Origin of the sequence: Amycolatopsis sp. WAC 01416, assembly GCF_003947485.1 — a bacterium.
Classification (GTDB): Bacteria; Actinomycetota; Actinomycetes; order Mycobacteriales; family Pseudonocardiaceae; genus Amycolatopsis.
On sequence record NZ_QHHX01000009.1, the window covers coordinates 361,125 to 373,246 of the forward strand.

Below are 12,122 nucleotides of genomic sequence, written 5' to 3' on the forward strand. Positions count from 1 at the left end.
TCCGTGACCCTAGCCGGAGGAGTCCGCGAGTTCGTCCCATTGCGCCTGTGCTTCTGGTCGCCATTCGACGTGCTTGCGGTGGAAGAGTTCCGCCGCGCGCACGCCACTCCAACCGTCGGGAAGGAGTTTCAGCGGAAGACGCGGATCGAGGAACGGGAAGCTGCGCCATTCGTGGACGAGTTCGGTTTGCGCGCGCAGGACGCCACGCTCACCTGAAGGCCGCAAACCGGTGAAGCGGTCGATGAAGTCTTCGTAGCGGTCCTTAAGTTCGCTCAGGTCCCAGGACCGCGCGACCATCGTCTCCTGGTCGCCGACGTCGCCATAGGCGGCGGTGAACGACATCGCCTGCGCGTCGAGGCCGAGTTCCTGCACGATCTGCTGGGCCTCCCGCTGGCGGCTGAGATCCGGGCTGACCCAGACACCCGCCACCGGTGAGCCGAACCCGGCCCACGTCAGGCGCGTGCGCAGCCGGTGCCGAAGGTCCCTCTTCGCTTCGGGGACCGACACGATCAACATCAGCCAGCGGCCGTCCCACGCCTTCTCTTCGTTGCCGAAGGCGTAGATCCGTTCCGCGCCTTCGGTCAAAAGGCGCCTGCCTGGTGGAGTGAGCGACCAGCGCACTCTTCGTCCGACGCGTTCGGAGACGACCCAGCCCTCGGCGGAGGAACGGGCGAGCGCCTGCCGTGCGGACTTTTCCTCGATGTCGAGCACGCGCAGCGCCTCGACCAGCGTCGACGTCCAGATGGGCCGGTCACGGGGCAGGACGTATTCGCCGAGGATCGTCATCAACAAGGATCGCGCGCTGGCGTGACTGACTTCCCGCCGCCTGCTCAACGTCGGCCTACGGGTACCGCCTTTCTGCTGGTGGACGACGGGGACCTGGGTGGCGGAATCCGCCATTTGCTGTCACCGACCTCAATGCTCAGGGGTTCGTTCGGGTCCAGAAGAACAACCAGGTTACCCACGTTCCGTGATCGCTTGGATACTTGCCACTCTTCCGAGGGACCACGAGCTGTTCAATCGGTCCCCGTAGACTTACCGATCTCATGAGCGCCACACTCGTTGCCAAGGATCTCGCCGCCGGCCACGGCGACCGTCTGCTGTTCTCCGGTCTCGACCTGGTCGTCGCCCCGGGCGAAGTGATCGGTCTCGTCGGCGTCAACGGCGCGGGCAAGTCGACTCTGCTGAAGACCCTCGGCGGCCTCGTACCGCCGGAAGAGGGCAGCGTCCGGCTGAACCCGCCGACGGCCACCGTCGGTCACCTCCCGCAGGAGCCGGAACGTCGTGAGGGTGAGTCCGTCCGCGCGTTCCTCTCGCGCCGTACCGGAGTCACCGCCGCCCAAGCCGAACTCGACGCCGCCACCGAAGCGCTCACCGCGGGCGAACCCGGCGCGGACGACGCCTACGGTCTGGCCCTCGACCGCTGGCTCGCGCTCGGTGGCGCCGATCTGGACGACCGTGCGGGCGAGGTCGTCGCGGATCTCGGGCTCACCGTCAGCCTCGACCAGCCGATGATGTCGCTGTCCGGCGGGCAGGCGGCCCGGGCGGGGATGGCCTCGCTGCTGCTGAGCCGGTACGACATCTTCCTGCTCGACGAGCCGACCAACGACCTCGACCTCGACGGCCTGGACCGGCTCGAGCGGTTCGTGACCGGGCTGCGCGCCGGGACCGTGCTGGTCAGCCACGACCGGGAATTCCTCGCCCGCACCGTCGACCGCGTCGTCGAACTCGATTACGCACAGCAGCAGGTGCGGACCTACGGCGGCGGTTACGAGTCCTATCTGGAGGAACGTGCCGTCGCGCGGCGGCACGCGCGTGAGGAGTACGAGGAGTTCGCGAACACCAAGGCCTCGCTCGAAGCGCGGGGCTCGATGCAGCGTTCGTGGATGGAGAAGGGCGTCAAGAACGCCCGCCGCAAGGCCACCGACAACGACAAGGTGGGCCGCAAGTTCCGGAGCGAGGCGACGGAGAAGCAGGCGTCGAAGGCCCGGCAGACCGACCGCATGATCGAGCGGCTCGACGTCGTCGAGGAACCGCGCAAGGAATGGGAACTGCGGATGGAGATCGCCGCGGCGCCCCGGGCGGGCGCGGTCGTGGCGACCTTGCGCGGCGCGGTCGTGCGGCGGGGTGAATTCACCCTCGGTCCGGTGGACCTGCAGATCGACTGGGCGGACAAGGTCGCGATCACCGGGGCCAACGGCGCCGGGAAGTCGACGCTGCTCGCCGCCCTGCTCGGGCGGGTCCCGGTCGACGAAGGCGCCGCGTCGCTCGGCTCCGGTGTCGTGGTCGGCGAGGTCGACCAGGCACGGAAGCTGTTCCTCGGCGACCTTCCGCTCGTCGAGGCGTTCGCCCGTGAGGTCCCGGAACTCGCCGACGCCGACGTCCGGACGCTGCTGGCGAAGTTCGGGCTCAAGGCCGCGCACGTCCTGCGCTCGGCGGCCACGCTGTCGCCGGGGGAGCGGACCCGGTCGGCGCTGGCGCTGCTGCAGGCGCGCGGGGTGAACCTGCTGGTGCTGGACGAGCCGACGAACCACCTCGACCTGCCCGCGATCGAGCAGCTGGAGTCGGCGCTGTCGGAGTATCCGGGGACGCTGCTGCTGGTGACACACGACCGGCGGATGCTCGACGCGGTGGCGACGACGCGGCGGCTGGAAGTCGCCGACGGGAAGGTCACCGAGCTCTGAGCAATCAGATGACTGATTGCTCGGAGGTCAGCCCTTGGTGGCGCCGCCGGTGAGTCCCTTCACGAACTGCTTCTGCAAGGCCAGGTAGAAGATCAGCACCGGCAGTGTGGCCAGGAACATCAGCGCGAACACGCTGCCGAGGTCCGTCTGGTACTGGCCGATCGAGCGGTAGATCCCGGTGGTGATCGTGGTGCCTTGGCTGGGCCCGAGGATGATCAACGGGTCGATGAAGTCGTTCCAGATCCACACCCCGAGGAAGATCAGCACACTCGCCGTCGCCGGGCGCAGCAGCGGGAACACGATCCGCCAGAACACCTGCGCGCGGCTCGCTCCGTCGAGCCGCGCGGCCTCCTCGAGTTCCACCGGTACCCCGCGGATGAATCCGGTGAACACGAAAACGCCGAACGGCACGTAGTAGCCGACGTTGAACAGCACCAAGCCCTGCAGCGTCGCCATCAACCCGGTCAGGCGCAGTACCTCGGTGACCGGGATCAGGATCACCTGGGGAGGGATCATCAAGCCCGCCAACAGGATCAGAGTGAGCACCTTGGTCCATCGCCGGTCCGAACGTGCCAGGTAGTGCCCGAGCATCGCGGAAAGCACGGTCAGCACCAGGATCGACAGCAGGGTGACGAGCATGCTGTTCGCCAGGCTCACCCAGAACAGGCCGTCGGGCCGGGTGAGCACGGCGTGGATGTTGGTCGGCGTCGGTGGCAGCGGGACCGCCGCCGGCTCCTCGGCAATCCGATCGCCGGGTTTGAACACGTTGACGAGCACGTAGTACAGCGGCACGAAGAAGATCGCGCTCGCCAGGATCGCCGAGGCGGGCCGCAGCCACGAACCGTCCTTCGTGGTCACAGGTCGACCTCTCGCCGCCGCAGGAACCGCAGCACGATCGTGGTCAGCGTCGCCACGATCACCAGCATCACGACAGCCATCGCGGACGCGTAGCCGACGTGGTTCGCGTCGAGGCCGGTGGCGAGGACGTCGAACGCGATGGTGGCGGTGGTCCCCGAACCCGGCCCGCCGTTGGTGACCACCTTGACGTGGTCGTAGGTCTTGAACGCCGAGATCAGCAGCACGACGGTGTTGATCGTCAGTGACGGGGCGAGCAGCGGCCAGGTCACCGCGCGGAACCGCCGGACCGGTCCGGCGCCGTCGATCTCCGCCGCCTCCAGCAGTTCGGCGGGCACGCCTTGCAGGCCCGCGAGGTACACGACCACGCAGAACCCCAGCATCTGCCAGCACACGATCGAAGCCAGCGAGTACAGCGCGAGGTCCGGATCCGAAAGCCAGCCAGGCGGATGCTCGACGCCGAGGGCGCGGAGCGCGTCGTTGACCGGCCCCCGGTCGTCGAGCAGCTTCGTCCAGATGATGCTGACCACGACCGAGCTGAGGATCACGGGCGTGAAGAACACGCTCCGCAAAGCGTTGTACAGCCAGCCTTTCCGGTCGAGCAGCAGGGCGACGCCGAGTCCGAGCACGTTCGGCACGACCACGACGATCACGGTCAGGATCGTGGTGACCCGAAGCGCGGTCAGGAACTGCTCGTCCTGGAACAGCAGCCGGTAGTTCTCGAGACCCACGAATTCCGCGGGCGGATCGAACGGGTTGTGGTTCGTCAGGCTGTAGCCGAAGCTGATGAGGATCGGCGCCATGACGAAGCAGAGGTAGATGACGACACCGGGTGCGCCGAACGAGGCGAAATGCCACACCCTCGGCAGGATCGGTTTCCTCCCCATCGTGGTGTCAGCGCGCCTTCGCCCACTCGGTGTCCAGGAACGCGCACGCGTCGGACACCGTCTTGCGGCCGATGATGACGTCCTGCGCGGCCTGGTAGACCTTGTCCTTCATCCCCGGCAGAAGCCCGTCGTCGGCGGTTTCCCAGCTGAAGGCGTTGACGACGGCGTTCTTCGCGACGGCTTCCTTGTAGAGCTCGTAGCCCGCCTTGAAGACCGGGCCGACGTCGGAAGGCGGCGTGTAGCCCTTGATCGCGGGGAACAGACCGTCGGCCTTGACCGAGGCATCGATCTGTTCCTTGTCGAGCTGGAACGCGAGCGCGAACTTCCTTGCCGCGTCGAGGTGCGGCGACTTCGCGTTGACGACGATGCCGCCACCGGTATAGGCGGGCACGACAAGTTTCCCGTCCTCGGAAGGGAAGTTGAAGACACCGATCTCGAAAGAAGGCTTCTTGGCATCGGCGCTGGCGGCGAACCAGTTGCCCATCGGGTACATCGCGCCTTCGCCGTTGAGGAAGGCCGCCTCGGTCGCCGAATAGTCCCGCGAGACCTGCGTCTTGTCGATGTACCCCTTGGCCACCAGATCGGCGAACTTGCCGAACGCCTGCTGGAAGGCCGGGTCGCTGAACCTGACCTTGTCGGCCCGCCGCTGGGAAAGCCAGTCCGGTGTCTTGCCGTAGACCTCGACGCTGACCAGGCCGTCCAGCAGCATCGCGGACGGGAAGCCTTCCTTGCCTCCGCCGATGGTGAACGGCTTGATGCCCTTCGTCTTCAGCTTCTCCGACGCGGCAAGCAGTTCCGCCCAGGTCTTCGGCGGTGACGTGATCCCGGCGTCGGTGAAGAGCTTCTTGTTGTAGTAGATCGGCGGGATGGTCTGGGTGTTGGCGGGAAGCTGGTGATGCCCGCCTTTGATCGGGTTGGCGCCGGGGAACTGGAAGTCCTTGAGTTCCTCGGGCGTCCACGCGTAGAGGTTGCCCGATTCGGCGAAACCGGCCGAGTCGACGGCGATCGCCACGTCGGGGAACTGGCCGGACTGCAGCAGTTGCTTGGCGTAGCCGGTGCGGTCGGTCGACGGGGCGACCAGTTTCTTCACGCTGAGGCCGGGATTGCGGTCCGTGACGCGTTTGATGGCGGAGTCCCAATAGGACGGTGGAAGGTTCGGCGTCTCGAAGGTCAGGAACGAGATCTCGCTGCCGGAACCGCCCGTGCCGCCGCCCACGGTGCAGCCGGTGAGGCTCGCGGCGAGGAGCAGTGCCGCTCCCAACGCGAAGGACCTTCTCATGCCCCAGCCACCCTTCTCGCGGCTCACATACGACGGGCATTCGATCGGATGTCTAGGGGGATGTCAAGCGGTCAGTGCCGTCTTCCGTTGCCAAAAATGCGCGATACATCTGATCTCTTGAGCACTCACAGCTTGGTCAGCCGGATCACCACACTGGCGAAATCGCCGTCCGGCAGACCTGGGAACAGGCCGTGTGCCAGGAGGGGGGCGCCGTGCCACACCTTTCCGGTGTCCTCATCGCGGTAGCGGGCGGTGGGGTCGAGGCCGTCGAGCCGGACTGGTCGTTCGGGAGTGTGGAAATGTGCCGCTTGCCGGAACACGAACACGACCGCACGCTCACCGTCGGCCGCCACGTACTGCAGAGCGGAGACGCCGTCGCCGGTCGGCGGCACGAGACGGTAGAGCTCGCCGTGCTGGACGACCGGCCGGATCTCCTTGTACAGCGCGATCTGTCCGCGCGCGTACTCGAGTTCCTCCTCGGACCAATCGACGATGTCGCCGCCGATGCCGAGCACTCCGGCCATCGCGACGTGGAACCGGAAGCGCTGCGGCGTGGATCGGTGGGTGACGAAATTGGGGTCGTCGGTGACCCACGCCGACATCGCGCGCGCCGGATACACCTGGCCGTAGCCGTGCTGGATGACGAGCCTGTCGAGCGCGTCGGTGTTGTCGGAGGTCCAGACCTGATCCGTCCTGGCCATGATCCCGAGATCGATCCGGCCGCCACCGCCGCTGCACGCTTCGATCCGCAGCCCGGGGTGGCGGGCGCGCAGGCGGTCCATGATCGCGTAGACCGCGTGAGTGTGCTCCACCCACAGCCGGTCCGGATCAGCGTCGGCGGGCCAGCCCGCCTCGCTGAACGGGCGATTCATGTCCCATTTCAGGAAGTCGATCCCGTGCTCGCCGACGAGCGAGTCGAGCGTGCCGAACGCCCACTCGGCGACGTCCGGGCGGGCGAAATTGAGCACCAGCTGGTTTCGCAGCTCCGAGCGTGTCCTTTGTGGATGGTGCAGGACCCAGTCCGGATGCGCGCGGTACAGGGCGCTGTCCGGATTGACCATTTCGGGTTCGACCCAGAGCCCGAACTTCATGCCGAGGCGGTGCACTTCGCCGATCAGCGGTTCGAGACCGTTCGGGAACTTGTCGCGGTTGACGTGCCAGTCGCCGAGACCGGCGTGGTCGCCGTTCCGGGCGCCGAACCAGCCGTCGTCCATCACGAACAGTTCGACCCCGAGGGCCGCCGCTTTCTCCGCCAGCTTCCGCTGTCCGTCTTCGGTGACGTCGAAACCCGTGGCTTCCCAGGAGTTGTAGAGCACCGGCCGGAGTTCGCCGGGATACGGGAGGACATGGCCGATCGTGTACGCGTGCCATGCTCGGCTCGCGGCGCCGAATCCGCCCTCGGTGTACAAGCCGGCGAAGACCGGCGTGGTGAGCGTGTCGCCGGGTGCGAGCCGGGGGACGACGCCGTCCTGGCCGGAGCCGCCGGTCACGGTGAGACGGCCGGCGGACGAGCGGGTGGTGGTGATCCGCCACGAACCGCTCCACGCGAGCGCCGCGCTGTAGACCTCGCCGTGCCTTTCGGTCGCTTCGCCGTCGTCGAGCATCACCCACGGGTTGGCATGGTGGCTGGTGATGCCGCGCCTGCTGCCGAAGTTGGTTTCGCCGTGGGGCACCGGCTCCCGGAGCAACCGGCTCTCCGCGGCCCAGCCGCCGACTACGTGGCTGACCCGGTAGTCCGGCCGGAACGGCACGGCCCACGTCGCCGAGTCGGCGCGGATTATCTCGATCGGGCCTTCGGTGCCGTCGTGGGTGAGTTCGGTCCAGCGTTCGACGACGTCGGTGCCGTCCGGGACGCGGTAGCCGAGCGTGATGCGCAACGGGTAGTGCCGATCGCGGAAATGGACGAGCAGTCGTCCGCCGTCGATGTCGTGGGAGACGTACCGCCATTCGAGGGCGCGGGTCCCGTCGGCGAACCGGACCTGGAGGGCGGGGGTCCAGTACCGGGTGCCGCCGTCGGCGGCGAGTTCGTCCAGGCCCTCGTTGGGATCGTTGAAGGAGTCCCAGCGCGTCAGGGGCAGGGGGAGGAGGTCGGCGACCTGGTCCGGCGTGAGAGCGGGGCCCCAGTAGACGTGGGCGGGGGTGTCGTCCTCGGCCAGTCTGAGCGCGTAGCTCGTGGCCGCCGTGCGGATGAGCCAGGAACGGGTGCTCGCGTCGAAAACGATCTCGGTCACCGGGCCATCCTGACGCCGAACGGGGGCCGCGGCCAGTGGCTCCCGCTCGGCGGTACATCGGGCTGCTCTGCCAGGGGCCTGCCCCATGGTCGCCCGGTCACCCTCCCCGAGGGAATCACGAGACCCTCTGTCCCGATTCCCGCATCGTCACGACGTCGTGACGGTCCCGGATCTTGATGCCACCCCACTCGGCCCCTGCCGTGACACCGGCGCCAGAAGCACTCAGCCGCCGACCCTCGCGATCGCCACGATGTTCTCCGGCCGCACGCGCACGATCACCTTCCCCGGTGACGTCGCGTAGGCCAGCCAGCCCTCGATCGCCTCCTGCCCGGCCTTCCCGAGATACCGCTGAGCGATCAGCGTCGAACCCTGACGGACCCCCTCGGGACCTGGAACGAACTCCGCGATGCCCTCCACACTCACGAACGAGTAGGGCGGGGCGGGGTCCTCGACGACTACCGAAACGCGCGGATTCTCCTTGAGCGCCTTGCCTTTGACGGTGTCGGCGCCCAGGTTGACCAGGATGTCGTCTCCGTCGAGGGCGAACCAGACAGGGACCGCGTGCGGCCTGCCGTCCGGGCGGACCGTCGCGAAGACGGCGTTGCGGGTGCCTTCGGTGAGAAAGGCGCGGCGCTGTTCGTCGGTCATCTTCTCCGGCATCGCTTCATCCCTCCAGGGTGGCGTCCAGACCGAAGGCCGGGAACAGGTGGCTGTCGAACGTGGTGAACTCCGCGGCCTTGCCCTCGACGACGCGGACGAGATCGAGTTTGAACGCGCGGAAGACGGTGTCGCCGGGACGCCGGAGGTACGAGGCGAACGCGGGCATGCGGTTGGCGTCGACCGCGACGGCGCGCCATTCGCCCATCTCCTCGGCGATCCCGCCGAGCCGGGCGAGGTGTTCGAGCCCGATGTAGCACTGGGGTTCCGGCGGCATGGTCACGCGGACGTCGTCGCGGACCAGACTGCCCAGCGTGCCGAAGTCGCCGCTGTCGTGTGCTTCGATGAGCCGCCGGACCAGCGCCCGTTCCTCGTCGGACGGTGCGACGGCGGACCATTCCCCGCGTTGCTGCGGGAGGCGTTCGCGCAGGGTGGCGCGGCCGCGTTGCAGGGCGCTGTTCGCGGCGGGGACGGAAAGGTCGAGCAGGTTCGCGGTTTCGGCGGCCCGCCAGCCGAGCACGTCGCGCAGGATCAGCACCGCGCGCTGCCGCGGCGGCAGCAGCTGCAGGGCCGCGAGGAAGGCGAGTTCGATGGTCTCCCTGGCGACGGCGAGCGCGTCCGGTTCGGCCTCGGGCGGCGCGATCTCGTCCAGCAGCCGGTCCGGATACGGCTGGATCCAGGGGACTTCGGCGAACGATCGCAGCGACGGCACCCGGCGTTCGCTCTTGCGGATCGCGTCGAGGCAGGCGTTGGTGGCGATCCGGTACAGCCACGCGCGGAAATTGCCGCCATCGAACGTGTCCAGTCCGCGCCACGCGTTGAGCAGCGCCTCCTGGACGACGTCCTCCGCCTCGTCGAACGAGCCGAGCATCCGGTAGCAGTGGACGTGCAGTTCCCGCCGGTGCCCTCCGGTGAGCGCAGCGAAGGCGGTTTCGTCGCCCGCCTTCGCCGCGGCGATCGTGTCGGTCATGGCGCCTCCCATCGAGTGTTCTTACCCGATGTAACGGCGCCCTTCGCGGGAACTCATCGGTCCCGTGATGACTTTTTTCGCGGGACGGTCAAGCGGCAGGTCAAGGCCGGGTGGTGAGGTATCCGCCCATGGTGCGGAAGTAGTCGTTCGCGGCCAGTTCGGTGCCGTCCTCGGTCCGGACCCGCTCGATGACGAGACCGTGCGAACGGCCGCGGCGCGCTTCCGGTCCGGCGACGATGACGACACCTTCACCCTCACGGATGAAGATCCGCCCGGGAGTCCCGCCGTAGTGACCCACCGACACCGAGGAGCGGACGACGCGCAGTTGCTTGCCACGGTGGTAGGTGAAGGCGTTGGGGTACGGGTCGGACTGCGCGCGCACCAGCCGCTCGATCTCGTCGGCGGGCCAGGACCAGTCGATGAGACTGTCTTCGAGGGCACGCTTGTGGAAGAAGCTGGCCTTCGACCTGTCCTGTTTGACCGGTGTGTAGTCCCCGCTCGCGATGAGCTCGATCGCCTCGGTGGTGATCGGGGCGATGAGGTCGACCGTCCGGTGGAAGAGGTCCGTCGTCGTGTCCTTCGGGCCGACCTGGACCGACCGCTGCAGCACGATGTCGCCCGCGTCGAGGTCGGCGTCCATCATGTGGGCGGTCAGGCCCACTTCCTTCTCACCGTTGATGAGCGCCCAGATCAGCGGCGAGAAGCCGGCGTACGCGGGCAGCAGCGAGTCGTGGACGTTCAGCGTGCCGTGGCGCGGCATCTCGAAGATCTCGGGCGGCAGCCAGGTGCGCCAGTTGTTGGCGACGATCAGGTCGAGATCGGCTTCCTTCAGCTCCGCCAGCAGTTCGGCGTCGTCGGGACGCTGGCGCAGCAGCGCACGGATCCCGTTGGCCTCGGCGAGGTCCGCGACCGAGTCGGACCAGATCTTCTCGTAGGCGTGGTCACTCTTCGGGTGGGTGACGACAAGGGCGACATCGTGCCCCGCGTCGATCAACGCCCGCAGGGTGCGGTGTCCCCAGGTCTGGTATCCGAACATGGCGACCCGCATGGGACCGGCCTCCTCCTGGTCGAGGGATGAACATCACCACTGAAAGTACTAGTTGAGCCTCACCTAACTTAGGTTAGGGTTCCCTGGTCTTTGTTGCGAAGTACCGAGATGCGGCTGAGCCGCGCTAGGGGTTCAAGATGGCACGAGCAGTGGTCGGTGAACGGGTTCCGGTCTACGACGTGGTCGGGGTCGGGTTCGGGCCTTCCAACCTGGCGCTCGCCATCGCCGTCACCGAGCACAACGGCGCGTCCGGAACGGAGACGGTCACCGCCCACTTCCTCGAGCGGCAGCCCCGGTTCGGCTGGCATCGCGGGATGTTGATCGACAACGCGACGATGCAGGTCTCCTTCCTCAAGGACCTGGCGACGATGCGGAACCCGACGAGTTCGTTCAGCTTCCTGTCGTATCTGCACAGCAAGGACCGGTTGGTCGACTTCATCAACCACAAGAACCTGTTCCCGTTGCGGATCGAGTTCCACGACTACTTCGAATGGGCGGCGGAAAAGGTCGACGACCTGGTTTCCTACGGCACCGAAGTACTTTCGGTGACCCCGGTCTTCGACGGCGACGAGATCGTGTTCTTCGACGTCCATGCCCGCACCGGCGGCGAACTGGTGAACCTGCGCGCCCGCAATCTGGTGATGAGCACCGGGCTGCGGCCGAACCTCCCCGAAGGTGTGACACCGGGCACACGGATCTGGCACAACAGCGAACTGCTGCACCGGCTCGAAGGCATGGCCGCCGAAGAGCCGCGCCGGTTCGTCGTCGTCGGAGCCGGCCAGAGCGCGGCCGAGGTCAGCGCGCTGCTGCACGACCGCTTTCCCCGGGCCGAGGTGTGCGCGGTGTTCGCGCGGTACGGCTACAGCCCGGCCGACGACAGCGCGTTCGCCAACCGCATCTTCGACCCCGAGGCGGTCGGGCGGTTCTACGAGGCGCCGGAAGCGGTCAAGGAGCGCCTGATGCGCTACCACGGCGCGACCAACTATTCGGCGGTCGACATCGAACTCATCGACGAGCTGTACCGCCGCGTCTACCGCGAGAAGGTGCAGGGGATCGAACGGCTGAAGCTGATCAACGTCTCCCGTCCCACCGAGGTCACCGACACCGGCTCCGAAGTGCGGGTGACCATCGAGGCGCTGGAGACCGGGGAGCGGACCAGGATCGACGCCGATTTCGTCGTGTACGCCACCGGGTACAGCCCGGCGGATCCGACGCCGTTGCTCGGTGAGCTCGCCTCCGCCTGCACGCGCGACGACGAGGGCAGGCTCCGTGTCGAACGCGACTACCGGATCGTCACGGAACCGCCGCTGGACGGCGGGATCTACCTGCAGGGCGGCACGGAGCACACGCACGGCATCACGTCGTCGCTGCTGTCCAACACCGCGGTCCGCGTCGGGGAGATCCTCCAGTCCATTGTGGACAGGCGAGCCGCCGACGTGTCCCGGCCCGAGTACGCGGTCAGCGGGACCGGGCCCGCCTGACCCGCATACGACGTTTCGAGTTCTTGAACG

The 12,122-nt window shown here is 67.5% G+C and carries 10 protein-coding genes; 2 read left to right on the top strand and 8 right to left on the bottom strand.

The annotated features are described in order from the left end of the window. Positions 1 to 9: 9 nt before the first annotated feature. Positions 10 to 900 (bottom strand): PaaX family transcriptional regulator C-terminal domain-containing protein, encoded by an 891-nt coding sequence (locus DL990_RS30465; protein WP_125784251.1) that lies wholly within the window; start codon positions 898 to 900, stop codon positions 10 to 12. Between the two features lie 146 nt (positions 901 to 1,046). On the opposite strand from DL990_RS30465, the gene DL990_RS30470 reads away from it, so the two are divergent. Beyond that, positions 1,047 to 2,684, top strand: a complete 1,638-nt coding sequence (locus DL990_RS30470; protein WP_125800728.1) for an ABC-F family ATP-binding cassette domain-containing protein — start codon at positions 1,047 to 1,049, stop codon at positions 2,682 to 2,684. Between the two features lie 27 nt (positions 2,685 to 2,711). Here the strand turns inward: DL990_RS30470 and DL990_RS30475 are convergent, their stop codons facing one another. From DL990_RS30475 to DL990_RS30505, 7 genes are all read right to left on the bottom strand, one after another. Then, entirely contained in the window at positions 2,712 to 3,542 is an 831-nt protein-coding gene (locus tag DL990_RS30475; protein WP_125800729.1) for a carbohydrate ABC transporter permease, read from the bottom strand. Beyond that, entirely contained in the window at positions 3,539 to 4,426 is an 888-nt protein-coding gene (locus DL990_RS30480) for a carbohydrate ABC transporter permease (RefSeq protein ID WP_233598812.1), read from the bottom strand. Before DL990_RS30480 ends, DL990_RS30475 begins: the two co-directional genes overlap by 4 nt. Positions 4,427 to 4,433: 7 nt before the next feature. Then, positions 4,434 to 5,705, bottom strand: a complete 1,272-nt coding sequence (locus DL990_RS30485) for an extracellular solute-binding protein (protein WP_125800730.1) — start codon at positions 5,703 to 5,705, stop codon at positions 4,434 to 4,436. Positions 5,706 to 5,830: 125 nt separating this feature from the next. Then, positions 5,831 to 7,936, bottom strand: a complete 2,106-nt coding sequence (locus DL990_RS30490) for an alpha-galactosidase (RefSeq protein WP_125800731.1) — start codon at positions 7,934 to 7,936, stop codon at positions 5,831 to 5,833. A 222-nt stretch (positions 7,937 to 8,158) separates the two neighbouring features. Continuing rightward, positions 8,159 to 8,596, bottom strand: coding sequence for a PPOX class F420-dependent oxidoreductase (locus DL990_RS30495; protein ID WP_125800732.1), 438 nt, complete (start codon positions 8,594 to 8,596; stop codon positions 8,159 to 8,161). A gap of 4 nt (positions 8,597 to 8,600) precedes the next feature. Beyond that, positions 8,601 to 9,563 (bottom strand): RNA polymerase subunit sigma-70, encoded by a 963-nt coding sequence (locus DL990_RS30500; RefSeq protein ID WP_125800733.1) that lies wholly within the window; start codon positions 9,561 to 9,563, stop codon positions 8,601 to 8,603. A 100-nt stretch (positions 9,564 to 9,663) separates the two neighbouring features. Further along, a complete protein-coding gene (locus tag DL990_RS30505; RefSeq protein ID WP_125784236.1) occupies positions 9,664 to 10,611 on the bottom strand; it encodes a methionyl-tRNA formyltransferase in 948 nt (315 codons plus the stop codon). A 137-nt stretch (positions 10,612 to 10,748) separates the two neighbouring features. Here DL990_RS30505 and DL990_RS30510 point away from each other — a divergent pair, with 137 nt between their 5' ends. After that, positions 10,749 to 12,092 carry a lysine N(6)-hydroxylase/L-ornithine N(5)-oxygenase family protein gene (locus tag DL990_RS30510; protein ID WP_125800734.1) on the top strand — a complete coding sequence of 448 codons (1,344 nt, stop codon included), beginning with the start codon at positions 10,749 to 10,751 and terminating at the stop codon, positions 12,090 to 12,092. Positions 12,093 to 12,122 lie beyond the last annotated feature (30 nt).

Bases quoted from the DNA above. Each gene is read 5' to 3' on its own strand.
- DL990_RS30465 (WP_125784251.1), bottom strand. From the start codon at position 900: ATGGCGGATTCCGCCACCCAGGTCCCCGTCGTCCACCAGCAGAAAGGC.
- DL990_RS30470 (WP_125800728.1), top strand. From the start codon at position 1,047: ATGAGCGCCACACTCGTTGCCAAGGATCTCGCCGCCGGCCACGGCGAC.
- DL990_RS30480 (WP_233598812.1), bottom strand. From the start codon at position 4,426: ATGGGGAGGAAACCGATCCTGCCGAGGGTGTGGCATTTCGCCTCGTTC.
- DL990_RS30485 (WP_125800730.1), bottom strand. From the start codon at position 5,705: ATGAGAAGGTCCTTCGCGTTGGGAGCGGCACTGCTCCTCGCCGCGAGC.
- DL990_RS30495 (WP_125800732.1), bottom strand. From the start codon at position 8,596: ATGCCGGAGAAGATGACCGACGAACAGCGCCGCGCCTTTCTCACCGAA.
- DL990_RS30500 (WP_125800733.1), bottom strand. From the start codon at position 9,563: ATGACCGACACGATCGCCGCGGCGAAGGCGGGCGACGAAACCGCCTTC.
- DL990_RS30505 (WP_125784236.1), bottom strand. From the start codon at position 10,611: ATGCGGGTCGCCATGTTCGGATACCAGACCTGGGGACACCGCACCCTG.
- DL990_RS30510 (WP_125800734.1), top strand. From the start codon at position 10,749: ATGGCACGAGCAGTGGTCGGTGAACGGGTTCCGGTCTACGACGTGGTC.